Source organism: Mycolicibacterium diernhoferi (genome assembly GCF_019456655.1).
In the GTDB taxonomy this organism is placed as follows: Bacteria; Actinomycetota; Actinomycetes; order Mycobacteriales; family Mycobacteriaceae; genus Mycobacterium; species Mycobacterium diernhoferi.
This window is the reverse complement of sequence record NZ_CP080332.1, coordinates 5,897,100-5,923,980: the sequence shown is the minus strand read 5'-3', so window position 1 is coordinate 5,923,980 and position 26,881 is coordinate 5,897,100. Positions and strand designations below refer to the sequence as shown.

Genomic DNA, 26,881 nt, shown 5'->3' with positions numbered 1-26,881 from the left:
GGTCAACCGCCTATCCTCGTGTGAGTGTCCGATCCCTCCATCCGTGCGCTGCGTAACCGGTTGGACGGTCTGACCTACCGCGACGCGTCCCGGCTGGGCCGCCGCCTCAAGCAGGCCGGGCCCGGCCAACTGGACCGGATCGCCGAGCAGATCACCGCCGCCGAGGCGTTGGTGCTCACCCGGCAGGCGGCGGTCCCGCAGATCAGCTACCCGGACCTGCCGGTCACCGACAGCCGGGCCGAACTCGCCGACGCGATCACCAACCACCAGGTGGTGGTGGTCGCCGGGGCCACCGGCTCCGGTAAGACCACCCAGCTGCCCAAGATCTGCCTGGAACTGGGCCGCGGTATCCGCGGCACCATCGGGCACACCCAGCCCCGCCGGTTGGCGGCCCGCACGGTGGCCCAGCGCATCGCCGACGAACTGGGCACCCCGCTGGGGTCGACGGTCGGCTACACCGTCCGGTTCACCGATCAGGCCAGCGACTCCACCCTGATCAAGCTGATGACCGACGGCATCCTGCTCGCCGAGATACAGCGGGACCGCCGGCTGCTGCGCTATGACACCCTGATCCTCGACGAGGCGCACGAACGCAGCCTCAACATCGATTTCCTGCTCGGCTATCTGCGCGAGCTGCTGCCGCGCCGGCCCGATCTGAAGGTGATCGTCACCTCGGCCACCATCGAACCGGAGCGGTTCGCCGCACACTTCGGCGTCGACGGGGTGGCTGCACCGATCGTGGAGGTGTCCGGGCGTACCTACCCGGTGGAGATCCGGTACCGGCCGCTGGAAGTGCCTGTCGCAGCGGAGGACTCGGAGGACCCCGACGATCCGGACCACGAGATCGTGCGCACCGAACTGCGCGATCCGACCGAGGCGATCGTCGATGCCATCGCCGAACTGGAAGCCGAACCGCCCGGCGACGTGCTGGTGTTCCTGTCCGGGGAGCGCGAGATCCGCGACACCGCCGACGCGCTGCGCGGGCTCGTCGACCAGGGCACCGAGGTGCTGCCGCTGTACGCGCGGCTGGCCACCGCCGAGCAGCAGAAGGTGTTCACGCCCAGTCGGCATCGACGGCGAATCGTGTTGGCCACCAACGTCGCCGAGACCTCGCTCACCGTTCCCGGTATCCGGTACGTGGTGGATCCGGGTACCGCGCGGATCTCCCGGTACAGCCGGCGCACCAAGGTGCAGCGGCTGCCCATCGAGCCGATCTCACAGGCCTCGGCCGCCCAGCGCGCCGGACGGTCCGGGCGCACCGCGCCGGGTGTCTGCATCCGGCTGTACTCCGAGGAGGACTTCGAATCCCGGCCCCGCTACACCGATCCGGAGATCCTGCGCACCAACCTGGCCGCGGTGATCCTGCAGATGGCGGCGCTGAAACTCGGTGATATCAGCGAGTTCGGGTTCCTGGATCCGCCGGACGCGCGCAGCATCCGCGACGGTGTGCAGCTGCTGCAGGAACTCGGTGCCTTCGACTTCGCCGGCGCGCTCACCGACGTCGGGCGGCGGCTGGCCCGGCTGCCCCTGGACCCACGGATCGGGCGGATGATCCTGGCCGCCGAGGACGAGAACTGCGTGCGCGAGGTGCTGGTGCTGGCCGCCGCGCTGTCCATCCCGGACCCGCGGGAGCGCCCCGTCGACAAGGAGGACGCCGCCCGGCAGAAGCACGCCCGCTTCGCCGACGAGAACTCCGACTTCGTGTCCTACCTGAACCTGTGGACCTACCTGCGCGAACAGCGAAAAGAACGCTCCGGCAGCGCCTTCCGGCGGATGTGCCGCGAGGAGTTCCTGCACTACCTGCGGATCCGGGAGTGGCAGGACCTGGTCGGGCAGCTGCGCAGCATCGCCGGTGATCTGGGCATCCGGGAGGGCGACGAATCCGCCGACCCGGCCCGGGTGCACGCCGCACTGGCCGCGGGCCTGTTGTCGCACATCGGGTTACGTGAGGACATGAAGGGGCGCGACTCCCGGGAGTACACCGGCGCGCGCAACACCAAGTTCGTGCTCGCCCCGGGTTCGGTGCTGACCAAGCGGCCGCCGCGCTGGATCGTGGTGGCCGACCTGGTGGAGACCAGCCGACTGTTCGGCCGCACCGCGGCGCGCATCGACCCGGAGTCCATCGAGCGGGTGGCCGGGCATCTGGTGGCCCGCACCTACAGCGAACCGCACTGGAACGCGCAGCGCGGCGCGGTGATGGCGTTCGAGCGGGTCACCCTCTACGGCCTGCCGCTGGTGCCGCGCCGGGCCGTCGGCTATGGGCAGATCGACCCGGAGGTGGCCCGGGACCTGTTCATCCGGCACGCCCTGGTCGAGGGTGACTGGCAGACCCGGCACCACTTCTTCCGGGACAACGCCCGGCTGCGCGCGGAGTTGGAGGAGATGGAGGAGCGGGCCCGTCGGCGGGACCTGGTGATCGGTGACGACGAACTCTTCGCGCTGTATGACGCGCGGATCCCGGCGCAGGTGGTCTCGGGCCGGCACTTCGATTCCTGGTGGAAGAAGCAGCGGCACAAGACACCGGACCTGCTGACATTCACCCGCGCCGAGTTGTTGCGCTCCGACGACGTCGACGAGCATCCCGACGCCTGGCGCACCGAGGACCTCGCGCTGCCGATGACCTACCGGTTCGAGCCGGGCGCAGCCGATGACGGTGTCACGGTGCACGTCCCGGTCGAGGTGCTGACCCGCATCGGCGGTGACGGATTCGCCTGGCAGGTACCGGCATTGCGGGAGGAGCTGGTGACCGCGCTGATCAAGTCGCTGCCCAAGGACCTGCGCCGCAACTTCGTACCCGCACCGGACACCGCGCGGGCCATTCTCGACGACCTGAATCCGGGCGCCGGGTCCCTGCTGTCGGAGATGGCGCGAGAACTCCGCCGACGCAGCGGGGTGGTGGTGCCGATCGAGGCGTTCGACCTGAGCAAGGTGCCCGAGCATCTGCGGGTGACGTTCGCGGTCGAGACCGCCGACGGTACCGAGGTGGCCCGCGGCAAAGACCTTGCCGGGCTGCAGGATCGGCTGGCCGCTCCGGTGCGCAACGCCGTCGCCAAGGCGGTGGCCGGGGAGTGGGAACGCACCGGCCTGCGAACCTGGCCCGACGATCTCGCCGAACTGCCGCGCACCGTAGAGCAACTCAGCGGTGGGCACCTGGTGCGCGGCTTCCCGGCGTTCGTGGACGCCGGCGCCGGGGTGGACGTGGCGGTCTTCGCCAGCAAGGCAGAACAGACGGCGACCATGAAGCCCGGGCTGCGCCGGCTGCTGCGACTGTCGGTGCCCTCGCCGGTGAAGGCGGTGGAGCGGGGCCTGGACATGCGGGTCAGGCTGACGCTGAACGCCAACCCGGACGGCAGCCTGACCGCGCTGCTGGAGGACTGCGCCGACGCCGCCGTGGATGCGCTGATCCGCGAAACCGTGTGGACGAAAAAAGAATTCGATGCACTGGCGGTGCAGCTGGGCAAGTCGCTGCCGGCCACGACCCGCGATATCGCCGGCCGGGTGGCCAAGGTGCTGGCCGCTGCGCACGAGGCGCAGGTGGCCATCCCGGACCGACCGCCCGCCGCCCAGGCCGACGCGATCGCCGACATCAGGTCGCAGCTGGATCGGCTGCTGCCCAAGGGATTCGTCACCGTCACCGGGGTGAGCCGGCTGGCCGATCTGACCCGCTATCTGATGGCCATCGGGCGGCGGCTGGAACGACTGCCGCACGGGCTCGGCGCGGACCGGGAGCGGATGGATCGGGTGCACGCGGTCGAGGACGCCTACGAGGATCTGGTGCGCGGCCTGACGCCGGCCCGCGCCGCCGGGGCCGACGTGGCCGACATCGGCTGGCAGATCGAGGAACTGCGGGTCAGCCTGTGGGCCCAGCAGCTGGGCACCCCGCGCCCGGTCAGCGAGCAGCGCATCTACAAGGCGATCGCCGCGATCGGTTAGCGCCGGCCGACCAGTGGGGCCTGCTGGACCACCGCCCGGCTGAGCCGGGCTACTGAAAAGGCAACCGCGAGAGTTACCGGGGCTGGCAGAGTGGAGCCATGCAGCGTGTGCTGATCGCCGGTCTCGGCGATACCGGGGTGCTGACCGCCATCAAGTTGGCCCGGCACTTCGAGGTGACCGGCATATCGGCCAAGCCCGGTCTGCTCAGTGGCCAGGAACTCGGCGTGCGGATCGCCCGCCCGCAGGAGTGGGCCCGCGACTACTGGACCGGGTTCGAGCGGTTCCGCGGGCTGGACCGGGTGCGCACGGTGCACGGCACCCTGGCCGGGCTGGACCTGGCCGACCGGACGGTCCGCGTCGAGGCCGCCGACAGTGTGCGCCACGAGCCCTACGACATCCTGGTGATCTCCACCGGGGTGAGCAACGGGTTCTGGCGCCGTCCGCACTGGCAGACCGCAGCCGACATCGACGCGGACCTGCACGCGGTGCACCGCCGGCTGGCAGCCGCGGAAACCATCGCGGTGATCGGGGGAGGGGCGGCAGCGGTGAGTGCCGCGGGCAACCTCGCCGCGGCCCTGCCCGGCGCCGCCGTCGGGCTGTACTACCCCGGGGACCACGCTCTGCCGCAACACCATCGGCGGGTCTGGCGCCGCATCGAGGGTCGGCTGCGGGCGCACGGGGTGGGGTTGCACCCCGGGCACCGGGCGGTGCTGCCGGAGACGCACGACGAGATCACCGGCGATCCGGTGCACTGGTCGACGGGCCAGCCCGCAGTACACGCCGACGCGGTGATCTGGGCCGTCGGGCGGGTGCGCCCCAACACCGGATGGTTGCCCGCCGAGCTGCTCGATGACGGCGGATTCGTCCGTGTCACAGCGCAACTGCAGGTTCCCGGGCATCCGGAGGTGTTCGCGATCGGTGACGTCGCGGCCACCGATCCGCTCCGCGCCTCGGCCCGCAGCCGCGCCGACGGTCTGCTCGCCCGCAATATCCGCGCCCATGCGGCGGGCAAACCGCTGCGTGACTACACACCACCCAAGGCCCGGTGGGGTTCGGTGCTGGGAGCGCAGCCCGACGGCCTGGAGGTGTTCGCGCCGTCGGGTCAGGTGTTCCGGTTACCGGCCTGGTCGGTGCGGAAGGTGCTGCAGCCCTGGATCGTCAGACGCGGGATCTACCGTGGAGTTCGGTCAGGGTGATCAGCTGATCGAGCAGCACCGAGAGCTCACCCGGCCGGCGGCCGGCCGGAGTGAATCCGCCGGGGCCGAACTCGCTGAACAGCGACAGCGCCACCTGCGCACGCACATCGAACATCTGCATGTTCGCCACGATCTGGCGCCACTGCTCCACCGCGCGCACGCCGCCGTCGGCGCCGTAGGACACGAATCCGACGGTCTTGCCGAACCACTCCGGTCCCAGGCTGTCGACGGCGTTCTTGAAGGCACCGGGTACTCCGTGGTTGTACTCGGGGGTGACGAAGATGAAACCGTCACACGCGTCGACGGCTTGGCCCCAGCGGCGCACCTGTCGGAGTCGTACTGCCGGTCCGCCATCGCAGGTGGCACGGCAGCGGTCAGCAGCGGTACGTCGAAGGTCTTGAGGTCGAGGATCTCGAACCGGGTGTCGGTGTGCCGCGCGGCGTGCTCGGCCACCCAGCGTCCGACGTCGGCGCCCGCGCGTCCGTCCCGAATCGATCCGGTGATGATTCCGATTGTCATGACCGTTGCAACACCGAGAACCCACCGCACTCATCCACCCGTTTTACCGTCGTAGTTACGGTACGGTCGCCGGTATGAGCAAGGTCATGCAGGGCGTGCGCGTCCTGGAGGTCGCACAGTTCACCTTCGTCCCGGCCGCCGGGGCGATCCTCGCGGACTGGGGCGCCGACGTCATCAAGGTCGAGCACCCGGTGCGCGGTGACACCCAGCGCGGCTTCATCAACATGGGTGGCTTCCAGATGGACCCGGACCGGCACCCGCTGATCGAGCACCCCAACCGCGGTAAGCGCAGCGTCGGAATCGACGTCTCCACACCCGGAGGGCAGGAGGTGCTCTACGAGATCGCCAAGACCGCCGACGTGTTCCTGACCAACTACATGCCGGCGCAGCGGCAGAAGAACAAGTTCGACCTCGAACACATCCGGGCGGTCAACCCGAACATCATCTACGCCCGCGGCAGCGCCTACGGGGACAAGGGACCCGAGCGCGACACCGGCGGCTTCGACGGCACCGCCTTCTGGACCCGCAGCGGTGTCGGCCACGCGCTCACCCCGGAGGAGATCGGCGGCGCCCTGTCCCAAGGGATTCCGGCGTTCGGTGACTCCATCGGCGGGATGAACATCGCCGGCGGTATCTCGGCGGCGCTGTTCCACCGGGAGCGCACCGGCGAGGCCGTCGAACTCGACGTCTCCCTGCTGAGCACCGCGTGGTGGGCGGCCGGGGCCAGCGTCACCCAGGGCATGGAGTCCGGCGAGACGATGCGCTCGCTGATGCCGGAGTCGGCGAGCCCGTCGGTCAACCCGTTCCTCGGCAACTACCTGACCTCTGACGGCGGCACCATCAACCTGTGCATCGTCAGCCCCACCGGCTACATCCGGGACGCCTTCGAGCATCTCGGGCTACCCGAGCTGGCCGACGACCCGCGCTTCAGCGACGTCCTGCCGCTGATCGAGAATGCCCCGGCCGCAGTCGAATTGATCGCCGACGCGATCCGCAGCAAGCCGTTCGACTACTGGCGCCGGCACCTCAAGACCATGAAGGGGCAGTGGGCCCCGTTCCAGAGCCTGATCGACCTGGGCACCGACGAACAGGCGCTGGCCAACGACATGGTCACCGAGGTCGAAGGATCCGACGGCAAACCGTTCAAGGTGGTGCGCGGGCCGGTGCAGTTCAATCACGAACCGCTACAGACCACCCGGGCGCCGCAGGCCTCCGAGCACACCGAGCTCCTCCTGATGGAACTCGGCCTGGACTGGGACCGCATCGAGGAGCTGAAGGGCTCCGGCGCGATCGCCTGACGGGTGGGTACCGCTAGCCGGTACCGCGATTGGCCGCTGGCCATGATGCCGGGGCACCCGGCACGGCGCACAGTCGGGTGATGACCACACACGCCACCGGCATCGCACCGCAGTTCACCACGATAGACGGGGTACGCATCCGGTACGCCGAGAGCGGTCCCGCGGACAGAGACGCGATCCTGGTCAGCCCGTGGCCGGAATCGGTCTACGCGTTCGAGCAGGTGTGGCCGACGCTGGCAGGGCAGGCACATCTGGTGGCGTTCGACCCGCCCGGCTTCGGGCAATCCGAACGCCGAGCCGACCTGCTCAACCCGAAGGCGCTGGGGGAGTTCGTCATCCACGTCGCCGACGCCTTCGGGATGCGCCGCCCGCACCTCGTCGGCCCGGACATCGGCACCTCGGCGGCACTGTTCGCCGCGGCCGCCGCCCCCGACCGGATCGCCTCGGTGGTGGTGGGTTCCGGTGGGGCCGCGGTGCCGATCGACGTCGCCGGTCCGCTGTATGACTGGGTGTTCGCCACCGATCTGCAGCCCTTCCGCGACATCGGCGGCGAGGCCATCGTCGAAGCGGCGCTGTCCACCATCGCCGGCTACACCCCGCCGCCGGCCATCCGCGCCGACTATCTCGCCGCCTATGCCGGCGACCGGTTCGCCGAGACCATCCCGTACGCGCAGAGCTACCGGCACTGGCTACCGCTGCTGGGCGACCTGCTGCCCACCATCGACACCCCGGTGCGGGTGGTCGCCGGCCGCTCGGATCCGGTGGTCCCGCCGGTCAACGCGACCTATCTGGCCGACCGGTTACCGGCCGGCCGGGCCGATCTGGTCGACGGCGCCGGGCATTTCGTCTGGGAGGAGCGGCCCGCGGAGTACGCGGCGCTGGTCACCCAGTGGTGGGCGCAGCACTAGACACCGGTGGCCACCCGCGGCGGCCGGTCGGCCGTCGCGGTGTCGAGCACCAGCGCAGCCACCCGGTCACGGTGCGCTTCGGCGCTGCCCAGCAGGGCGGCGTCGGTGGTCGCCCGCTTCAGGAACAGATGCGCCTGATGCTCCCAGGTGAATCCGATCCCGCCGTGCACCTGGATGGTGTCGGCGGCGATCCGGGAGAACGCCGCCGAGGCCAGCGACTGCGCGATGCTCGCAGCCAGCGCCGGATCGTCGGACCCGTCGGTGAGCGCCCACACCGCGTGATACGTGGCCGAACGGGCGTGCTCCAGATCCACCATGCCCTCGGCCAGTCGGTGCTTGACCGCCTGGAAGGAGCCGATGGGCCGGCCGAACTGCAGCCGTGACTTCGCGTACTCGACCGACAGGTTCAGCAGGTGCGCTGCGGCGCCGACCTGTTCGGCGGCCAGCAGCGTCGAGCCGACCTGCAGTGCGTGCTCGATCACCCGGGTGGCCTCGTCCGGTCCGGCGATCAGGCGAGCCGGGGCGCCGGCGAGTTCCACGGTGGCCTGCGGGCGGGTCAGGTCCAGGGTGACCAGCGGGGTGCGCTGCACCGCCGTGCTGCTCGCGTCCACTGCGTACAGTCCGACCCCGTCGGGACCCGTTGCGGCAACCAGCAATTCGTCGGCATCATCGGCGTCCACCACCCGTTCGACGGTGCCCGTCAGCGCATCGGTGCCGGTCACCGTGACGGCGGCCGGATCGAAGGCCCCGGCGCGATCGGGTACGGCGAATGCCGCGGTGCGGGTGCCCTCCACCAGGGCGCCCAACAGCTCGTCGCGCACCGTGCCGCCCGACGCGGCGACCAGCGCCGGGATGGCCAGGTACACCGTGCCGAACAACGGCCCGGTCGCCAGCGCCGCACCGAGTTCCTCGACCGCGATCCCCTGATCGACCAGTGTGCCGCCGACACCACCGTCGGACTCGGGGACCGACAGGCCCAGCACGCCGAGTTCGGCGCCCAGCCGCTGCCAGACCTTGCGGTCGAAGCGCGGCTCGGACTCCATCTGCACGCGCGCCTCGGCCTCACCGAAGTGCTCGGCGCTGAATTTGCGCACGGCGTCCCGCAATTGGGCCTGTTCCGGCGAGAACTCGAACTCAGCCACATTCTCGGGCTGATCCGTAAACTTCTCAGCCACGCGGGATCTCCTTCCACGGCATACCGGCGTCGGCCCGCAGATCCCCGGGCAGCCCCAGGATCCGCTCGGCCAGGATGTTGCGCATCACTTCCGAGGTACCGCCTTCGATGGTGTTGGCCTTGCTGCGCAGGAACCGCTGCTGGATGGGACCCCGCCAGTCGCCGTCGTCGTCACGGTTGAGGTCATACCCGTGGTACAGCACGCCTTCGGGCCCGAGCAGATCCATGCACCACGTGTAGATGTGCTGATTGAGTTCGGCGCCGACCAGCTTGCCGATCGACCCCTCCGGGCCCGGCCCGCCGACGGTCGCCGACGCCCGGGACCGCTGCGCGGTGAGCCGCTGCGCCTCCGAGCGCAACCACAGCTGGGTCAGCCGGTCCCGCAGCACCGGGGTCTGCAGATCGGGCCGCGACGCCCACAGGTCCACCGCCTCGGCGATGGTGCCGGCCCCGCGCCGGCTGCCGCTGCCGCCGAGCGCGCTGCGCTCGTTCATCAGCGTCGTCATCGCCACGCCCCAGCCGTTGCCGACCTCACCGAGGCGGTGGGCGTCGGGGATGCGGGCGTCGGTGATGTAGACCTCGTTGAACTCGGCCTGTCCGGTGAGCTGGCGCAGCGGCCGGGTCTGCACCCCGGGCGCGTGCATGTCGAGTACGAAGTAGGTGAGCCCCTTGTGCTTGGCCACATCGGGATTCGTGCGGGCCAGCAGCAGACCCCAGCGCGCCCGGTGAGCCAGGCTGGTCCACACCTTCTGCCCGTTGATCACCCAGTCATCGCCGTCGCGGACCGCCGAGGTGGCCAGCCCGGCCAGGTCCGAACCCGCGCCGGGCTCGGAGAACAGCTGACACCAGATGTCCTCGGTGCTGGCCAGCGGGCGCAGCCAGAACTTCTTGAGTTCCTCGGACTGCGCGTGCTCGCGCACCGTCGGTGCGGCCATTCCGTACCCCATCGGGTTGAGCCCCAGCGGCATCGGCCCGCCGGCGCCCTGCAGGATGCCGTCCGCGACGGCCTGCAGGCCGCGGGATACCCCGAGCCCGCCCAGTCCCTCCGGGAAATGCACCCAGGCCAGGCCGGCGTCATAACTGGCCGTCAGAAACTCGGGGATCGGTACCTTCTTCGGATCGTGGTCGGCCACGACCTGCCGCGCCAGGTCCGCGACCCGGTCCGCATCGGTGACGGTGCTCATCAGGCCACCATAAGCAGGAGTGATCGCCGTCACGTATCCGGGTCTACCAACCGGTGGGCAAGATGGGCGCATGCATGTCACCGCGAACGCCACCGTCAGCGCCCCGATCGACAAGGTGTGGGCCGTCCTGACCGATCACGTCGGCATGGCCGGCTGGGCGCCGGGTCTGACCGTCAGCCTCGGCAGGCCCGGGACTCCGGAGCCCAACGGCCTGGGCGCGGTCCGCCGGATCAGCACGCCGGGTCCCGGGCCGGACATCGTCGAGGAGGTGACCACCTTCGAGGCGCCGCATGTGTTCGGGTACAAGGCTCTTTCGGGCACGCCGTTCCCCGGCTACGCCGGTGAGGTCCGGCTCAGCGAGGCCGGCACCGGCACCCGGATCGAGTACACGATCTCCTCGACCGCCTCGTTCGCGCCGGTGAAGATCCCGCTCGCGGGCATCGGCCAGGTGCTGCTGCGGCTGCTGGTGCGCGCGGCCTCGCGGGCCTAGACCCGCGGTATCTCGGCGTTGATCCGGCTCAACAGCGCCGGGTAGCGCTTGGCCTCGGGGTGCCCGCTGGGTTTCCCGCTGCTGACCACCGCCACCGACAGTGCGCGCTGCGGGTCCGCCCACACCGCGATATCGGTCAGCCCGGTATGCCCGAAGGCACCCTCGGCATCCTTACCGAACGGTCCGAACCGCTTGGCGCCGAGCATGTATCCGGTGCCCCAGCGCATCGGCATCATGCCGACCGCCAGGTCCGGCCGCAGCCGGCGCGCCTCGGTGGTGGCGGCCCGCAGGGTATCCGGCGACATGATCCGCACCCCGTCGAGTTCGCCTCCGCGGCACAGGATCTCGGCGAAGCGCGACAGCTCGTGGGCGTTGGACACGGTGTTCGACGACGGGATGACCCCGGTCAGGAATTCCGGCGTGTTGGAGAACGGGATGATCTGCTGCGGGGTGCCGCCGACGGCGAGCTTGAACGCCCTGGCGATCGGCGCGGGCAGCGGTTTGCCGGTGACGTGACTGGGCGCGACCTTGGGCACATCGGCGGGCGCGACCCCGTAGTTCGTCCAGCGGAACCCGAGCGGGGCGAGGATCTCCTCGGCCAGGATGTCGCGGATACTGCGTCCGGTCGCCGCGGAGATGATCTCGCGCATCAGCGGCCCCCAGGTCACCCCGTGGTAGATGTGCACCCGGCCCGGGCGGTACACCGGCTTCATCCGGCCCAGCATCTCGCGCGCGTAGTCGCTGTCGTCCATCCGCTTGAGATCCGGTTGCGGACCGGTGGCGAACGGGATCCCGGCGCTGTGGGTGACCACGTGCCGGATGGTGGTGCGGTCCTTGCCGTGGCTGGTGTAGCCGGGCAGGTAGTCGCACACCCGGTCCTCCAGCGAGAAGGCGCCGCGCTCGACCAGCATGTGGGTGACGGTGGTGGTGATCGCCTTGGCCGCCGAGTACACACAGAACGGGGTTTCGGTGCTGACCGGAACCTTTTCGGCGTCCACCGGGTCGTCCGGACCGTTGCCCCAGGCGTGCCCGATCGCACGGTCCAGGATCACTGTGCCGTTGCGGCGCAGGCATACCTGGATGGCCGGCTGCATCCCGGCCGAATACCAGTACCGCGCGGCGGCCCAGATCCGTTCGACGGCAGCGGGATCGATGTCGGAGTGGTCCTCGGCGCCGCGGGAGGTCACCGATTCGAGGTCGGCGGGCACCCGGATGCGGCCGTCGGTGCTCAGGACGGTTCCCGTCGCAGGGTGGCGGCCAGATGATGCTGCAGCGGTTGGCCGACCGCGGCCATCTGCACGGTGTAGCTCAACTCGTCGCCGTCCACGGTGAAGGTCCGGGTCAGCGCGGTGACCTCCTTGGCAGAGGCGGACCGCGCGATGGTGGAGCGCAGCTCCATTCTCAGCACCCCGTCGGTGCTCAGCGTGCCCTCCAGGATCTCGACGATGCCGGTGGGGTGCGCCAGCATCCATTCCACCCGGCCCGGCTCGGGGACGCGGACATAACCGGTTTCGGCGTGCAGCGGCCGGCCGTCATCGGTGGCCTTCGTTCGTTGTGCATAGGCCAGGAACGGTTTACCGACGTGACCGAAGGTGACGGTCTCGGTGTATCCGAACGGTTCGATGGTGGGGTATTCACCGGCGCCGGTGCCGGACCAGGTGCCCAGCAGCGGGGCCAGCGCGGCGATTCCGGGGTGTAGGTCGACCATCCTGGTCAGCCTACGGCGTGGTGTACTGGCGCGGTTATGACGCAGCTTGATGTTGATCTGGTCCCGGTGATCGGTCGTCCGCACCCCGCTCGACTGGCCAAGGCGCTGTACCCGCTGACCGGGCGCGCCATCGCCCGGTACGCCGATGTGGACGCCAACGGGCACGTGAACAACCTCGCCCTGGAATCGATGCACGAGAATGCGCGTGCCGAGTTCAACCAGGAGACGTTCCCGGGGGTGTATCAGCCGGCGGTGCGCAGCGTGCGGCTGGTGACGGCGAACAATGCGGTGCACTTCCTTGCGGAGGTGTTCTGGCCGGCGACCGTCGAGACCGGTCTGGGCATCGGCCGGCTCGGGCGGACCTCGTTCACCGTGTCGACCGCGCTGTTCGTCGGGGACACCTGTGTCAGCGTCTGTGACACCGTGCTGGTGGTGCTGGACGACAACGGTCCCGCGCCGATCCCGGAGGAGGCGCGGGACCGTCTGTCGTCCCTGCTGCTGAACTGACTACAGCGCGGCGTCGGCCACGTCCAGCGCGGCGTCCAGGATCGCCAGACCCTCACGCACCTCGTCGGCGGACACGTTGCACGGCGGCACCACGTGGATGCGGTTGAAGTTCGCGAACGGGAGCAGGCCACCGGCCTTGCACGCCGCGACGACCGCGTTCATCGCCGGGCTGGACCCGCCGTAGGCGGCCAGCGGCTCCCGGGTCGCGCGATCCTTGACCAGCTCGACCGCCCAGAACACGCCCGCACCGCGCACCTCACCGATGCTGGGGTGTTTGTCGGCCAGTGCGGCCAGACCGGGGCCGATGACCTCGGTGCCCACCGTGGCGGCGTTGTCGACCATGCCCTCGTCCTCCATCGCGTTGATGGTCGCGATGGCGGCGGCGGTGGCCAGCGGGTGGCCCGAGTAGGTCAGCCCACCGGGGTAGGCGCGGTGCGCGAAGGTCTCCGCGATCTCCGGGTTGATCGCGACACCGCCGAGCGGCACGTACCCGGAGTTGACGCCCTTGGCGAACGTCATCAGGTCCGGGGTCACGTCGAAGTGGTTGATGGAGAACCACTTTCCGCTGCGACCGAAGCCCGACATCACCTCGTCGGCGATGAACACGATGCCGTAGCGGGTGCAGATCTCGCGCACACCGGCCATATATCCGGGCGGCGGGATCATGATGCCCGCGGTGCCCGGGATGGACTCCAGGATGATCGCGGCGATGGTGGACGGGCCCTCCATCTGGATCAGCTTCTCCAGGTACTCCAGCGCGCGCTGGGATTCCTGCTCCTCGGTCTCGGCGTAGAACGACGAGCGGTACAGGAACGGCCCGTTGAAGTGCACCACCCCGGCATTGCCGCGGTCATTGGGCCAGCGGCGCGGGTCACCGGTCAGGTTGATCGCGGTGTCGGTGCCGCCGTGGTAGGCGCGGTACCGGGACAGCACCTTGTAGCGGCCGGTGTGCAGCCGGGCCATCCGCACCGCGTGCTCGACCGCGTCGGCGCCACCGTTGGTGAAGAAGATCTTGTTCAGTTCACCGGGGGTGCGCTCGGCGATCAGCCGGGCCGCCTCCGAGCGTGCCGCGTTGGCGTGCTGCGGGGCCACCGTGCACAGCTTGGCGGCCTGTTCGGCAATGGCGGCAACAACTTTCGGGTGCTGGTGCCCGATGTTGGTGTTGACCAGCTGGCTGGAGAAGTCCAGCAGCCGGTTGCCCTCGCCGTCCCACAGGTAGGAGCCCTGGGCCGCCGAGATCGTCATCGGGGTGATCTCGGCCTGCGCGGACCAGGAATGGAACACGTGCGCGCGGTCCAGTTCGTAGGCGCGGGCCGATTCGGCGCGGGCCGCGTCAACGGTCAATCCGTTGGGCAGCAAGGTCGACTCTTCAATCACAGTCATGTCGCTCAGTCTCTCACTTGTTCCCGGGGAAGCCGAGGTCGATGCCGCCGTGCGACGGATCGAGCCAGCGGCTGGTGATGGCCTTCTGGCGGGTGAAGAAGTTCACTCCGTCCATGCCGTGGGCGTGGCTGTCGCCGAACAGGGAGGCCTTCCAGCCGCCGAAGCTGTAGTAGGCCATCGGGACCGGGATCGGCACGTTGATGCCGACCATGCCGACCTCGACCTCGTTCTGGAAGCGCCGGGCCGCGCCGCCGTCGTTGGTGAAGATGGCGGTGCCGTTGCCGTAGGGGTTGGTGTTGATCAACTCCAGGGCTTCGTCGTAGGTTTCGACGCGCAGTACCGAGAGCACGGGGCCGAAGATCTCGTCGGTGTAGACGCTCATCGCCGGGGTCACGTTGTCGAGCAGGGTGGGGCCCAACCAGAAACCGTCGGCACCACCATCGGCGACCACGTTGCGGCCGTCGACGACGACCTTGGCGCCGTCGGCTTCGCCGGCGTCGATGTAGGAGGCCACCTTGTCGCGGTGCGCCTTGGTGACCAGCGGGCCCATGTCGGAGTCCTTGGTGCCGTCACCGGTCTTGAGGCCCACGGTGCGTTCGGTGATCTTGGCGACCAGATCGTCGGCGATCGGGCCGACCGCGACGCAGGCGGAAATCGCCATGCAGCGCTCACCGGCGGAGCCGAATCCGGCGTTGACCATGGCATCGGCGGCCAGGTCCAGGTCGGCGTCGGGCAGGATCACGGCGTGGTTCTTGGCGCCGCCGAGAGCCTGGACGCGCTTGCCGGCGGCGGTGCCGGTGGCGTACACGTACTGGGCGATCGGGGTGGATCCGACGAAGGACACACTCTTGATCTTGGGGTTGGTGAGCAGCTCGTCGACGACGGTCTTGTCGCCCTGCAGGACGTTGAACACACCGTCGGGCAGGCCGGCTTCCTTCCACAGTGCGGCCAGCCACAGCGAGGCGGACGGGTCCTTCTCCGAGGGCTTGAGCACCACGGTGTTACCGGCGGCGATGGCGACCGGGAAGAACCACATCGGCACCATGGCGGGGAAGTTGAATGGGGAGATGATCGCGACCGGGCCCAGGGGCTGGCGGATCGAGTAGACGTCGACCTTGGTGGAGGCGTTCTCGGTGAAGCCGCCCTTGAGCAGATGCGGGATACCGCAGGCGAATTCGACGACTTCCTGGCCGCGGCCGACCTCGCCGAGGGCGTCGGAGACGACCTTGCCGTGCTCGCTGGTGATGATCTCGGCCAGCTCGCCCTTGCGCTCGTTGAGCAGTTCCCGGAAACGGAACAGCACCTGAGTGCGTTTGGCCAGCGACGCGTCGCGCCACGCGGGGAACGCGGCCGCGGCGGCGTCGATCACGGCCTGGGCGTCGGCGGCGCTGCCCAGGGCGACCTGTCCGGTCACCTGGCCGGTCGCCGGGTTGGTCACCGGCGCGGTGGCGCTGGAGGTGCCTTCGAAGAACGTGCCGTTGCACCAGTGCTGAACGGTGGCCTGCATCGCGATGAGCTCACTTTCTGTCGGGGTGTACTCAGTCTGGGGGCCCCTCACCCCTCCCGAGGGCGACAGAATGTCTCGATTATGGGGCGTATGCATACACTGTGTATGTGCAGCTGACTGTGGCCGAGGTGATCGCGCTCCCGGTGATCCGGGCCGGCGATCCCGAGGTGCTCAGCAAGCACCGCTTCGACGAACCCATCCGCTGGGTCCACGTCAGTGATGTACCAGACCTGTCGGCGCTGGTGCAAGGCGGTGAGCTGGTGCTGACAACCGGTGCCGCTCTTCGTGATTCACCGCAGACCTATCTGCGCCGGATGGCCGATGCCGGGGTCATCGGGGTGGTCGTCGAGGTGGGCGCGACACCGCTGCCCGCGGGGCTGGGCGATATCGCCGCCGAGTGCGAGCTGGCGCTGGTGGCGTTGCGCCGGCAGGTGCGCTTCGTCGAGGTGACCGAGGCCGTGCACCGGATGATCGTCGCCGACCAGTACGAACGGGTGGAGTTCGACCGCCGGGTGCACCAGACCTTCACCGAGCTGAGCCTCAAGCGCCTGTCCACGGCGGGCATCGTCGAGGCGGCCGCGGGGATCCTGGACGAACCCGTGGTGCTGGAGGACCTGACCCACCGCGCCCTGGCGGTGTCACTGCGCGGGCGGTCCGCGGATCTGTTGCGCGACTGGGAGCGGCGTTCCCGGCTGCGTGCCACCGCGGAGCAGTGGGCGGTCACCGCGGTCGGCCCGCGCTCCGAACAGTGGGGGCGGCTGATCGTTCCGGTGCCCTCGCCCGATCCCGACCGCACCCAGATGGTGCTGGAACGCGCCGCGGTGGCGTTGGCGCTGAACCGGATGATCGAACGTGACCGCACCGGCATGCACCACCAGGCCCAGAGCGGGCTCATCGACGATGTGCTGCGCGGGCGGATCGCCGACGAACGGGAGGCCGCGGCCCGCGCACACGCGCTGGGCCTGCGCTCGGCCGCGCACTACACACCGGTGGTGGTGCGGGTGCGCCGTCCGCTCTCGGCGGCGGATCCCGTTGCCGCGCAACGACAGAACGTCTTGCTGGTGGACACCGTGTTACACACGGTCAACGCCTCCGGGCATACCGGGCTCTGTGCGCTGCGCCGCGACGGGGAAGTGGGTGGCGTGCTGGCGCTCGGGGTCACCCGACCGGCCGAGGAGGCGCTGGCCGCTCTGGGCACCGCGCTGCGTGCGGAGATCGCCCGGGTGGACGGCACCGCGGGCGCGGTGTTGGCGGTGGGGCCCGCGGTGGACGGGGTGGTCGACGCGGTCACCGGTCTCGGCGAGGCCTCCCACATCGCCGAGGTCGCACTGGCGCTGCAGGATTCGGCCAAGGCCCAGGATTCGCCGCGGCCCTTCTACCGCGCCGCCGACGTCCGGCTGCGCGGGCTGGTCTCGCTGCTGCGGGACGACCCACGGGTGCAGACCTTCGCCGAGACCGAATTGCGGGCGCTGCTGGCGGGAGATCCGGCGCATATCGACCTGCTGCGCGAGTACCTGAAGCTGGCCGGCAACAAGGCGGCCGTGGCGTCCCGGCTGCACATCAGCAGGCCGGTGCTCTACAAGCGGTTGGCCGCCGTGCGGGCCGCACTGGGCGTGGATCTCGACGACGGCGAATCGATGACCTCGCTGCACGTCGCACTCATGGTGTTGGATGCACAGGGCCGGAACGGAATCGACATCCCGAAGGTGTGAGTGCGCGCGGCACTGTCGCGGTACTGTCCTGGAATGCGCCGAATCCTGCGCTACGAGATGGCCATCGCGGAATGGATAGGACTTGCGTTCCTGCTTGCCATTCCGTACCTGATCATCGGTCTGGTCTGGGCCTTCACCCAGTCGGGCCCGTTCCTCGGCTCGGTGCTGGCCTGGCCACTGTTGTTGGCCTACCGCTTCTGTGGCTTATGAGCCGGTTTCTCAGCCGGCCCGTCCCGGTGGAGGCGATGATCGAATTCCTGATGTGGCTGTCGGTGCCCTACATCGTCATCGGTCTGGTGTTCACCATCGCCCATCCCGACGATATGCGCGCATTGGAGACCCAACTGCAGACTCGGATCCCGGCCGGTGCCGATCTCGCGTCGTTCGGCGCAATCACCGTGCTGTGGCCGATGATGTTGATCACCGGACCGCTGGAGGAGCGCTGCCATGTCGGATGACGATCTGTCCGATTTCGAACGGACCGAGTTCTGCCACGAGGGCAAGACCCGCGCGGTGTACCGCCGCGGCAGCGGCCCGGCGGTCATCGTGATCGCCGAGATGCCCGGCATCACACCGAAGGTGCTGGCATTCGCGCGCCAGGTCGCCGGCATCGGGTGCACTGCGGTGCTCCCGCACCTGTTCGGGGTGCCGGGCCGGGATCCCAACGCCGGCGGGCTCGCCACCGTGCGCACCCTGGCCAGTGCGATGATCCCGGCCTGTGTGAGCAAGGAGTTCGTCACGCTGGCCACCGGTCGCACCTCCCCGGTCGTGGGCTGGCTGCGGGCGCTGGCCCGCTATGAACACGAGCGCTGCGGGGGACCCGGTGTCGGGGCGGTCGGAATGTGCTTCACCGGCGGCTACGCACTGGCGATGGCCACCGACGACGTGCTGCTGGCGCCCGTGCTGTCCCAGCCGTCGATGCCGGCCGCACTGACCGCGGCGCAGAAGCGTTCGATCGACATCTCGCCGGAGGACCTGGAGATCGTGAAGGGCCGGTGCGCCCGCGGGTTGACCGTGCTCGGATTGCGCTTCGACTCCGACAAATTCGTGCCGGCCGAACGGTTCGAGTTCCTGCGCGAACAACTCGGGGACGCCTTCATCGCCGTGGAACTGAGCGCGAGCACGGCCAACCCGGACGGGGCGATGCCGCCGCACTCGGTGCTGACCGAACACCTCGTCGATGAACCCGGCCAACCCACCCGGGCCGCCCTCGATCAGGTCCTCGAGCTGTTCCGCAGCCGGCTGCTCAGCACGGTCTGAGCACGAGGTCTAGGCCGATCGGTCGACGCCCGGTTGATCGTCGGGTTCGGCGTCCTCGACGGTGGCCAGCACCGGCGAGAGCAGCAGGCGCATCTGGTTCCCGCCGGACTTGCGGGCCTCGTACATGGCGTTGGTCCCGATGGTCACCAACTCGTCGAGCACATCGTGCGATCCCTGCCCGGTCAACGGCTGCAGCGGGGTGCTCACCACGCCCAGGCTCGCGGTCAGTTTGAACGGCGAGGACTTGATGGTGCCCAGGATGCGTTCGGCCAGCGGGGTGGGATCCGGGGTGGTGAACACGTCGGCGACCAGATACTCGGCCTCGCTGAAATGCCCGATCACCGCATCGCCGCGCACGGTCTCGCGCAACCGCTGCCCGATGGCCACCCGCGCCTTGTTCCCGCCGGCCTTGCCGGACATGGCGGTCAGCAGGGAGAAGCTGTCCAGGTTGACCACGATGAGGATGAGGTAGCGGTCGTCGCGCCGGCTGCGGGATCCGATCAGGGTGGCCACGTTGTCGTAGAACGTCTGCCGGTTCGGCAGGCCGGTCAGCGGTTCGATCTCACCGTGCGGTTTCTCCGAGCCGATGATCCGCAGCACCAACTCGCAGGCGAAGGCCACCACCACGTTCATCACCGCCACGAACCCGACGCTGGACAATGCCAGTGCGTAGTCGATGGCCACCAGCCGCCAGGCCAGGATGACCAGTGTCGCGGCCTGCGCGGTCCAGACCAGGATCAGCCAGGATCGGGAGTGGAAGAAGACCGCGTAGGCGGTGGTCACGGTGAACGCGGTGGTGCCCAGCAGGCCCAGCACCGGATCGGGATCCGATGTGCAGACCCCCATGATCAGCACGGTGCCCAGGACCAGGCACAACTGGGACTGCCAACGGGCGGGCCAGTCCGACCTCAGCCAGAGCAGCGCTATCGCGCCGCAGCACAGCGCGACCATGACGGCGACCACGGTCTGCTGCGTTCCGATCAGATCGGTGGTGGCCGCCCGCTGGAAGATGACGATCGCGGCCAGACCGGCGGCGATGGCGGCGACGACACGACAGGTGATGACCTGCAGATCCCGGGCGGCCAGATAGGCGGTCAGCCACTCGTAGTGGTCGCCGCCATGTCGCCAGCGCGAGGGGGTCACCATCAGCTGTCGCTCCCCTCGCCACACCGTGGAAGATTTCGACCACAGCATACGGCGGGATCGAAGCCTGTCGCAGCGCCAGTATGCCGTCGGCATCTCGTTAGCCTGGGGGCTATGACCTCCCCGTGGACCCCAGCCCGACTCGGCGATCTGAGTGACCTGACCGTCATCGTGACCGGTGCGACCAACGGTGTCGGGCTGGCGACGGCCGCGGCGCTGACCCGCGCCGGCGCGCATGTGGTGATGGCGGTGCGCAACACCGAACTCGGGGCGCAGCGCGCGGCCGAGATCGGCGGCCACACCACGGTGGCGCGCCTGGACCTCGCCGACCTGTCGTCGGTGCGGGCCTTTCCCGGGTTGCTCGACGAGCACGGCATCGACGGCGTCGACATCCTGATCAACAACGCCGGTGCGCTCACCCAGCATCGGGTGGACACCGTCGACGGTTTCGAGGCGACGATCGGCACCAACCTGCTCGGCCCGTTCGCCCTGACCAACCTGCTGCTGGACCGGGTGCGCTCGCAGATCATCAACGTCGGTTCACAGGCCCACGCCTCGGCCACGCTGCGACTGGACGACATGCATCTGCGCACGCACAAGTGGACGGTGATGGGCGCCTACGCCCGGTCGAAGCTGGCGGTCATGTTGTGGGGGCTGGAACTGGACCGCCGACTGCGGGCCGACCGGTCACCGGTGATCAGCCACCTCACCCACCCCGGCTGGGTCGACTCCAACCTTCCGAACGTCTCGGGCGGGCAGCTGCTGGGCCTGGTGCAGCGGGGCGTCAAGCTGGTCGCCTCGGTGGCGGCCAACGACGCCGCCGCGGGCGCGGCCACCACGCTGTACTGCATCACCGAGCCGATCCCGCCCGGCAGTTATGTCGGTGTGCAAGGACGGTTCGGGCTGCGTGGCGGACCGGTGCTGATCGGGCGGTCCGCACTCGCCTGTGATTACGCGACGGCCGCGCGGGTGGTCCAGTTCGCCGAACAGGAGACCGGCACCACCTTGTCCGCGGGCCGGCTGCAGGCATGAGCGGGCACAATGATGCGATGAATCCCGAGCCCGCGGTGATCGCGCGCCGACAGGCCCTCGTCTGCGCCGGCGTCGCGGTGGGGACGGGCGCGCTGGTGGCCTGCACACGAGGGCAGGAGCAGCCCGCCCGCCCGGTGCGCGAGGACGGGGTGCTGGCCGACACCGCCGAGGTGCCGGTCGGGTCCGCGCTCATCGTGGACGGCATCGTGGTGACCCAGCCCCGGGCCGGGGAGTTCGCCGGATTCTCGGCGGTCTGCCTGCACGCCGGGTGCGCGGTCTCCAAGGTGGACGGGGCCGAGGTGATCTGCCCGTGCCACCACAGCACCTTCGGCCTGGACGGGGCGGTGATCTCCGGCCCGGCCCGCGCACCGCTGGCACCGGCGGCGATCACCGTCCGGGGAGATTCGGTCGTGGCCGGCTGAAAGCTCGTTACCATCAGCGCCTGTGGCAGACGACGACCAGCGTGATGAGCCGGACCCGAATCCGGCCCTGATTCCGTGGTACGAGGAGTCCTGGGCCGTCGTCACCGCCGGTGTCGCCGGGGTGGTCGTGATCCTCGTGCTGATCGTCGCGGTGGTGCAGACCTCGCGGAACTCGGTGGAGCCCAACTACGGCCCGCAGTACTACACCGATTACTCCCCGTCGACCACGGGCTCGTCCAAGACCACCACCTCCCGGACGACCACATCGCCGACGACGACCACGACCACCACGACCACGACCACCTCGACCACCACGACGACCACCACGACGACGTCGGAAACCACGACATCGGAGACCACATCCGAGACGACATCCGACACCACCTCGGATACGACGACCGACACCACATCCGACACCACGAGGACGACCACCGAGCCGACCCTGGACGAGGGGAACCCGTTCATCCTGAACCCGTTCGCCTCCACCACGGAGCGCAGTGACGGCGACGGCGCGGACGGATAGCTCCGGCGTTGCTGTTTAACCCACCGATTAGCAGGGGATGTGATCGTCTGACAGAATCAGCGCCGAGGGGAGTACTCCCAACGCTGCGGTGTCGTCATCACGTCGTCCGTCATCGGACGACCGGTGCTGCAGGCCCGCGTCACGTCCAGCGGGCGGAAGAGACCTCGGCCGTTGATCGACGACCGGAGGCTCCGATCATATGAATGTGTCCGCACTCGAGTGGGGCATCACCCTCGCTGTCACCCTGGGCGTGCTGCTCGTGGACATCGTGGTCCTCGGCCGGCGTCCCCACGAACCGTCCACCCGAGAGACATCCATCGCGCTGACGTTCTACGTCGGCCTGGCGATCGCGTTCGGAATCTGGACCTGGATGTTCCACGGCCACCAGTACGGTGTCGAGTTCTTCGCCGGCTGGCTCACCGAGTACAGCCTGTCGGTGGACAACCTGTTCATCTTCTTGATCATCATGGCCAGCTTCAAGGTGCCCCGGATCTACCAGCAGCAGGCCCTGCTCGTCGGCATCATCCTGGCGCTCATCTTCCGCGGCATCTTCATCGCACTCGGTGCGGTCGCCATCAACCAGTTCTCCTGGGTGTTCTACATTTTCGGCGCGTTCCTGATCTACACCGCCTGGAAGCTGGCCAAGGACACCGACCACGAGGACGACGGCGAGAACAGCGTCGTCCGGTTCGCCCGCAACTACCTGAACACCACCGACAAGTGGCACGGCCTGAAGCTCACCGTCAAAGAGGGCTCCAAGCGCGTCATGACGCCGATGTTCCTGGTGATCGTCGCGCTCGGCACCACCGACCTGCTGTTCGCCCTGGACTCCATCCCCGCGATCTACGGGCTCACCCAGGAGCCCTACCTGGTCTTCACCGCCAATGTGTTCGCCCTGATGGGGCTGCGCCAGCTCTACTTCCTGCTCGGCGACCTGCTCAAGCGGCTGGTCTACCTGTCCCAGGGGCTGTCCTTCATCCTCGGCTTCATCGGCATCAAGCTGGTGCTGCACGCCCTGCACGAGAACGAGCTGCCGTTCATCAACGGCGGTGAGCCGGTGCACGTGCCGACGATCCCGACCCTGGCCAGCCTCGGGGTCATCATCGTCACCCTGGTCATCACCACCGCCGCGAGCCTGTACAAGACGCGGGTGGTCGACAAGAAGGCCGACGACGACGCGGAGCAGAAGACCGACTGAACCCGTCGGGCTAAGCGAACCGCTCAAACCCGCTATGGCGCCGGGGAATTCACTACCCTAGGTCGGCATGCCGCCTGCCGCTGGACCCTCCCCCCGTCGCGCTGCTCGCCCTGAATCCGCAGCAGTCCGTAAGGCCGTCATCGGCGCGTCCATCGGCAATGCGGTGGAGTGGTTCGACTTCGCCATCTACGGGTTCCTGGCCACCTACATCGCGGCCAACTTCTTCCCGTCGGACAACGAGACGGCCGCACTGCTGAACACGTTCGCGATCTTCGCGGCAGCGTTCTTCATGCGGCCGCTCGGCGGGTTCGTCTTCGGCCCGCTCGGTGACCGGATCGGCCGGCAGAAGGTGCTGGCCCTGGTGATCCTGCTGATGTCGGCGGCGACGCTGCTCATCGGCCTGCTGCCGACGTACTCGGCCATCGGGGTCGCGGCGCCGTTGCTGCTGCTGGTGCTGCGCTGCGTGCAGGGCTTCTCGGCGGGCGGCGAGTACGGCGGCGGCGCGGTGTACCTGGCCGAGTACGCCACCGACCGCCGGCGCGGATTCGTGGTCACCTTCATGGTGTGGTCGGGCGTGCTGGGCTTCCTGCTCGGCTCGATCACCGTCACGCTGCTGCAGGCCGGGCTGGCCGCCGACGCGATGGACAGCTACGGCTGGCGCATCCCGTTCCTGCTCGCCGCGCCGCTCGGGCTGGTTGGGCTCTACATCCGGCTGCGCCTGGACGACACTCCGGAGTTCACCGATCTGAAGAGTGCCGCGCACGTCGCCGAGCGGCCGCTGCGAGAGGCCCTGACCACCTCGTGGCAGCCCATCCTCCAGGTCATCGGGCTGTTCCTGATCTTCAACGTCGGCTACTACGTGGTGTTCACCTTCCTGCCGACCTACCTGATCAAGACCCTTGAGTTCTCCAAGACCGCATCCTTCCTCTCGATCACGCTGGCCAGCCTGGTCGCACTCGTGCTGACCCTGCCGTTCGCCGCGCTGTCGGACCGGATCGGGCGCCGGCCGATGCTGATCGCCGGGGCGGTCGCCTTCGCGGTGCTGAGCTATCCGCTGTTCCTGCTGCTGACCTCCGGGTCGCTGGTCGCCGCGATCGTCGCGCACTGCCTGCTGGCGGCGATCGAATCGATCTACATCTCCACCGCCGTCACCGCGGGCGTCGAACTGTTCGCGACCCGGGTTCGCTACAGCGGCTTCGCAGTCGGCTACAACGTCTGCGTCGCGGTGTTCGGCGGCACCACCCCGTACGTGGTGACCTGGCTGACGGCCGAGACCGGTAACCCGCGGGCCGCAGCGTTCTATCTGGTGATCGCCGCGGTGCTGTCCCTGGGCACGGTGCTGACCCTGCGGGAATCGGCGGGTAAACCGCTGGCGGCGACCGTAATCGCGGACCGGGGCGAGCCAAGCCTGCGATGATGGCCTGATGGCGCAGTCCAGATCGGCTCGTCCGGTCAAGTCGGCGAGGCCGACGAAAGCCGATGTGGCGCGGCTGGCCAATGTCTCCCCGGCGACCGTCAGCTATGTGCTCAACGACGTCAAGGGCCAGACGATCTCGGCGCAGACCCGCGCTGCGGTGCAGGAGGCCGCCAAAGCGCTGGGCTACCGGCCGAACCTGGCCGCCCGCAATCTGGCCCGCGGCGGCAGCGGGGTGGTGCTCTACATCGTCCCGCGGATCTCGCTGGGCGAACTGCTGCTCGAGGTCGGCAGCCGGCTGACCACCGAACTGGCCCGCCACGGCGTGGTGTTGTCGCTGCAGTTCGAGACCGACGACGGCCGCAACGTGGTCGACGCGGTGGCCGATCTGAACCCGATCGCGGTGACCAGTGTGTTCCCGCTCGGCGGTGCGGCACTGGAGGCGGTCACGGCCGCGGGTGTGCCGCAGATCCACCTGGGCAGCGCCCAGTTGCGCGCGATGGGTGAACTGCATCTGACGATCGGCCGGATGCGGGTCGAGCACCTGGTCGCCCGGGGGCACCGTCGGCTCGCCTTCGCCTACGCCGGCGATGAGGTGCTGCGCCCGCTGGGGGACTACTGGCTGTCCGGCCTGCAGGTGGCGGCGGGCGATCTGCCCGAGATCGTCACCGGGACCGTCGCCGCCGACGGATCCGACGCCGCCGATGTGGTGCGCGGCTGGGCGGATGCCGGGGTGACGGCGGTGTGTGCGCAGAGCGATGAGACCGCGCTGGTGGTGTTGCACGGCATCCGGGAGGCCGGGCTGCGCTGCCCGCAGGATCTCGCGGTGATGGGGGTGGACGCGATTCCGCTCGGTGCGGTCAGTGGCCCGCCGCTGACCTCGGTGGGACTGGACGCGAAGACGATCGTCGAGGTGTCGGTGGCGGCGATGATGGCCGCACTCGGGTATCCCGCCGGACAGGAACCCAGCAGCGAGAACGTGGCGCATCTGATCCAGCGGGCATCCACCTGACGCGACAGATTGTTGTCGACCTGTAAACATCCGAGCTTGCCCTGCGCCCTGTGAGCCGCGTAACTTACGCGAGTAAGTGCATCGTGGTGTGAGAGGTGGCAGCAGTGACGGTCGACGCAAGCCCAGAACAGACTGACGGCACCGCCGTCGGCGACGTCTATTTCGACCCGTACAACGTCGAGATCAACGCCGACCCGTATCCGGCGTTCGCTCGGCTGCGGGAGGAGGCGCCGCTCTACTACAACGAGGAATTCGACTTCTACGCCCTGAGCCGGTTCTCCGACGTCAACAAGGCGCTCATCGACCACGAGACCTTCAGTTCGGCCCGCGGGGCGATCATCGAACTCATCAAGGCCAACATCGAGATCCCCTCCGGGGCATTGATTTTCGAGGATCCGCCGATCCACACCGCGCACCGCAAACTGCTGTCGAGGATGTTCACCCCGCGCAAGATCAACGCGCTGGAGCCCAAGATCCGGGAGTTCTGCGCCCGCGCCCTGGACCCGCTGGTCGGTTCCGGACGCTTCGACGTCATCGGTGATTTCGGCGCCGTCATGCCGATGCAGGTGATCAGCGCCCTGCTCGGTATCCCGGAGGAGGATCAGGAGAAGATCCGCGACCACGCCAACGCGCAGATGCGCACCGAGGCGGGCAAGCCGATGAAGGCCGCCGAGGAGGGCCTGGTGGACGGGTCGATCTTCGAGGCCTACATCGACTGGCGCAAGGACAACCCGTCCGACGACATCATGACCGACCTGCTCAACGTCGAGTTCACCGATGAGCACGGCGTCACCCGCAAGCTCACCCGCGAAGAGCTGCTGATCTACATCAACGTGGTGGCCGGTGCCGGTAACGAGACCACCACCCGGCTCATCGGTTGGGCGGCCAAGGTGCTCGCCGAACATCCCGACCAGCGCCGTCAGCTGGTCGGGAACCCCGGGCTGATCCCGCAGGCCGTCGAGGAGCTGCTGCGCTTCGAGCCGCCGGCCCCGCACGTGGCGCGCTACGTCACCCGCGACGTCGAGTACTACGGCCAGACCGTGCCCGAGGGCTCGGTGATGATGATGCTGATCGGCGCCGCAGTCCGCGACAGCCGCCAATTCCCGCCCGACGGTGAGGTTTTCGACATCCATCGCGAACAACGTCAGCACCTGGCGTTCAGCGTCGGCACGCACTTCTGCCTGGGTTCGGCGCTGGCCCGCCTGGAGGGCCGCATCGCACTGGAGGAACTGCTCAAGCGGTTCCCGGAGTGGGACACCGACCTGGACAACGCGGTGTTGTCACCGACCTCGACCGTGCGCGGCTGGGAATCGATGCCGCTCATCGTGTCGTGACCACCGGTCTGTCGGTCCCCAAAA

25 protein-coding genes and 1 pseudogene are annotated in these 26,881 nt (G+C 69.0%); 17 read left to right on the top strand and 9 right to left on the bottom strand.

The window, feature by feature from the left end; translation table 11 throughout:
* Positions 1-24: 24 nt before the first annotated feature.
* Together hrpA and K0O62_RS28205 are read left to right on the top strand one after the other, a co-directional pair.
* Positions 25-3,933: an ATP-dependent RNA helicase HrpA gene (gene hrpA, locus K0O62_RS28210; RefSeq protein WP_073859518.1), complete on the top strand. Its 3,909-nt coding sequence runs from the start codon at positions 25-27 to the stop codon at positions 3,931-3,933.
* A gap of 98 nt (positions 3,934-4,031) precedes the next feature.
* The gene (locus K0O62_RS28205; RefSeq protein ID WP_073859519.1) at positions 4,032-5,129 is read left to right on the top strand and encodes an FAD-dependent oxidoreductase; all 1,098 of its coding nucleotides are present in this window, start codon (positions 4,032-4,034) and stop codon (positions 5,127-5,129) included.
* On the opposite strand, the gene K0O62_RS28200 is transcribed toward K0O62_RS28205, so the two are convergent.
* Together K0O62_RS28200 and K0O62_RS29065 are read right to left on the bottom strand one after the other, a co-directional pair.
* A complete protein-coding gene (locus K0O62_RS28200) occupies positions 5,092-5,586 on the bottom strand; it encodes an NADPH-dependent FMN reductase (protein ID WP_324617852.1) in 495 nt (164 codons plus the stop codon). The two genes, K0O62_RS28205 and K0O62_RS28200, sit on opposite strands and share 38 nt — an antisense overlap.
* 8 nt (positions 5,587-5,594) lie before the next feature.
* Positions 5,595-5,648, bottom strand: a pseudogene (locus K0O62_RS29065) (hypothetical protein); the annotation flags it as partial.
* Between the two features lie 74 nt (positions 5,649-5,722).
* Here K0O62_RS29065 and K0O62_RS28195 point away from each other — a divergent pair.
* Both K0O62_RS28195 and K0O62_RS28190 read left to right on the top strand, forming a co-directional pair.
* Positions 5,723-6,946, top strand: coding sequence for a CaiB/BaiF CoA transferase family protein (locus tag K0O62_RS28195; RefSeq protein WP_097934080.1), 1,224 nt, complete (start codon positions 5,723-5,725; stop codon positions 6,944-6,946).
* An 80-nt stretch (positions 6,947-7,026) separates the two neighbouring features.
* A complete protein-coding gene (locus tag K0O62_RS28190; protein ID WP_073859521.1) occupies positions 7,027-7,854 on the top strand; it encodes an alpha/beta fold hydrolase in 828 nt (275 codons plus the stop codon).
* Here the strand turns inward: K0O62_RS28190 and K0O62_RS28185 are convergent.
* Together K0O62_RS28185 and K0O62_RS28180 are read right to left on the bottom strand one after the other, a co-directional pair.
* Complete coding sequence (locus K0O62_RS28185) at positions 7,851-9,029, bottom strand: acyl-CoA dehydrogenase family protein (protein ID WP_079244239.1); 1,179 nt, start codon at positions 9,027-9,029, stop codon at positions 7,851-7,853. The two genes, K0O62_RS28190 and K0O62_RS28185, sit on opposite strands and share 4 nt — an antisense overlap.
* A complete protein-coding gene (locus tag K0O62_RS28180; RefSeq protein ID WP_073859522.1) occupies positions 9,022-10,212 on the bottom strand; it encodes an acyl-CoA dehydrogenase family protein in 1,191 nt (396 codons plus the stop codon). The genes K0O62_RS28185 and K0O62_RS28180 overlap by 8 nt, the downstream gene beginning before the upstream one ends.
* 70 nt (positions 10,213-10,282) lie before the next feature.
* Between K0O62_RS28180 and K0O62_RS28175 the strand changes: the two genes are divergently transcribed.
* Entirely contained in the window at positions 10,283-10,702 is a 420-nt protein-coding gene (locus K0O62_RS28175; RefSeq protein WP_073859523.1) for an SRPBCC family protein, read from the top strand.
* Here K0O62_RS28175 and lipE read toward each other — a convergent pair.
* Both lipE and K0O62_RS28165 read right to left on the bottom strand, forming a co-directional pair.
* Positions 10,699-11,934, bottom strand: coding sequence for a lipase LipE (lipE, locus tag K0O62_RS28170; RefSeq protein ID WP_073859567.1), 1,236 nt, complete (start codon positions 11,932-11,934; stop codon positions 10,699-10,701). The genes K0O62_RS28175 and lipE overlap by 4 nt on opposite strands.
* Positions 11,931-12,410, bottom strand: a complete 480-nt coding sequence (locus tag K0O62_RS28165) for a peroxynitrite isomerase (protein WP_073859524.1) — start codon at positions 12,408-12,410, stop codon at positions 11,931-11,933. Before K0O62_RS28165 ends, lipE begins: the two co-directional genes overlap by 4 nt.
* Before the next feature lie 36 nt (positions 12,411-12,446).
* Here K0O62_RS28165 and K0O62_RS28160 point away from each other — a divergent pair, with 36 nt between their 5' ends.
* A complete protein-coding gene (locus K0O62_RS28160; RefSeq protein WP_073859525.1) occupies positions 12,447-12,917 on the top strand; it encodes an acyl-CoA thioesterase in 471 nt (156 codons plus the stop codon).
* Here K0O62_RS28160 and K0O62_RS28155 read toward each other — a convergent pair whose 3' ends face one another.
* Positions 12,918-14,300 (bottom strand): aspartate aminotransferase family protein, encoded by a 1,383-nt coding sequence (locus K0O62_RS28155; RefSeq protein ID WP_073859526.1) that lies wholly within the window; start codon positions 14,298-14,300, stop codon positions 12,918-12,920. It abuts the gene before it with no gap.
* 13 nt (positions 14,301-14,313) lie between these two features.
* On the bottom strand, positions 14,314-15,807 hold the full coding sequence (locus K0O62_RS28150; protein WP_073859527.1) for a CoA-acylating methylmalonate-semialdehyde dehydrogenase: 1,494 nt from the start codon (positions 15,805-15,807) through the stop codon (positions 14,314-14,316).
* 107 nt (positions 15,808-15,914) lie between these two features.
* Between K0O62_RS28150 and K0O62_RS28145 the strand changes: the two genes are divergently transcribed.
* Genes K0O62_RS28145 through K0O62_RS28130 form a run of 4 tightly spaced genes read left to right on the top strand, consistent with a single transcriptional unit; the run spans position 15,915 to position 18,779 of the window.
* Positions 15,915-17,519 carry a PucR family transcriptional regulator gene (locus K0O62_RS28145; RefSeq protein WP_073859568.1) on the top strand — a complete coding sequence of 535 codons (1,605 nt, stop codon included), beginning with the start codon at positions 15,915-15,917 and terminating at the stop codon, positions 17,517-17,519.
* Positions 17,520-17,552: 33 nt separating this feature from the next.
* Positions 17,553-17,729, top strand: coding sequence for a hypothetical protein (locus K0O62_RS28140; RefSeq protein WP_165637064.1), 177 nt, complete (start codon positions 17,553-17,555; stop codon positions 17,727-17,729).
* Positions 17,726-17,977: a hypothetical protein gene (locus tag K0O62_RS28135; protein WP_073859529.1), complete on the top strand. Its 252-nt coding sequence runs from the start codon at positions 17,726-17,728 to the stop codon at positions 17,975-17,977. Before K0O62_RS28140 ends, K0O62_RS28135 begins: the two co-directional genes overlap by 4 nt.
* Positions 17,967-18,779, top strand: a complete 813-nt coding sequence (locus tag K0O62_RS28130; protein ID WP_073859530.1) for a dienelactone hydrolase family protein — start codon at positions 17,967-17,969, stop codon at positions 18,777-18,779. Before K0O62_RS28135 ends, K0O62_RS28130 begins: the two co-directional genes overlap by 11 nt.
* A 9-nt stretch (positions 18,780-18,788) precedes the next feature.
* Here the strand turns inward: K0O62_RS28130 and K0O62_RS28125 are convergent, their stop codons facing one another.
* Positions 18,789-19,925: a GGDEF domain-containing protein gene (locus K0O62_RS28125; protein WP_073859531.1), complete on the bottom strand. Its 1,137-nt coding sequence runs from the start codon at positions 19,923-19,925 to the stop codon at positions 18,789-18,791.
* Positions 19,926-20,036: 111 nt separating this feature from the next.
* Here K0O62_RS28125 and K0O62_RS28120 point away from each other — a divergent pair, with 111 nt between their 5' ends.
* The 7 genes from K0O62_RS28120 to K0O62_RS28090 all read left to right on the top strand — a co-directional run bounded on the left by K0O62_RS28120 (position 20,037) and on the right by K0O62_RS28090 (position 26,857).
* Positions 20,037-20,954, top strand: coding sequence for an SDR family NAD(P)-dependent oxidoreductase (locus tag K0O62_RS28120; protein ID WP_073859532.1), 918 nt, complete (start codon positions 20,037-20,039; stop codon positions 20,952-20,954).
* Positions 20,951-21,376 (top strand): Rieske (2Fe-2S) protein, encoded by a 426-nt coding sequence (locus K0O62_RS28115; RefSeq protein WP_234800307.1) that lies wholly within the window; start codon positions 20,951-20,953, stop codon positions 21,374-21,376. The genes K0O62_RS28120 and K0O62_RS28115 overlap by 4 nt, the downstream gene beginning before the upstream one ends.
* Before the next feature lie 22 nt (positions 21,377-21,398).
* Positions 21,399-21,899 carry a hypothetical protein gene (locus K0O62_RS28110; protein ID WP_073859533.1) on the top strand — a complete coding sequence of 167 codons (501 nt, stop codon included), beginning with the start codon at positions 21,399-21,401 and terminating at the stop codon, positions 21,897-21,899.
* Between the two features lie 199 nt (positions 21,900-22,098).
* The gene (locus tag K0O62_RS28105; protein WP_073859534.1) at positions 22,099-23,097 is read left to right on the top strand and encodes a TerC family protein; all 999 of its coding nucleotides are present in this window, start codon (positions 22,099-22,101) and stop codon (positions 23,095-23,097) included.
* Between the two features lie 67 nt (positions 23,098-23,164).
* On the top strand, positions 23,165-24,514 hold the full coding sequence (locus K0O62_RS28100) for an MFS transporter (RefSeq protein ID WP_073859535.1): 1,350 nt from the start codon (positions 23,165-23,167) through the stop codon (positions 24,512-24,514).
* Positions 24,515-24,521: 7 nt separating this feature from the next.
* Positions 24,522-25,523, top strand: coding sequence for a LacI family DNA-binding transcriptional regulator (locus K0O62_RS28095; RefSeq protein WP_073859536.1), 1,002 nt, complete (start codon positions 24,522-24,524; stop codon positions 25,521-25,523).
* A 104-nt stretch (positions 25,524-25,627) separates the two neighbouring features.
* A complete protein-coding gene (locus tag K0O62_RS28090; RefSeq protein ID WP_073859537.1) occupies positions 25,628-26,857 on the top strand; it encodes a cytochrome P450 in 1,230 nt (409 codons plus the stop codon).
* Positions 26,858-26,881 lie beyond the last annotated feature (24 nt).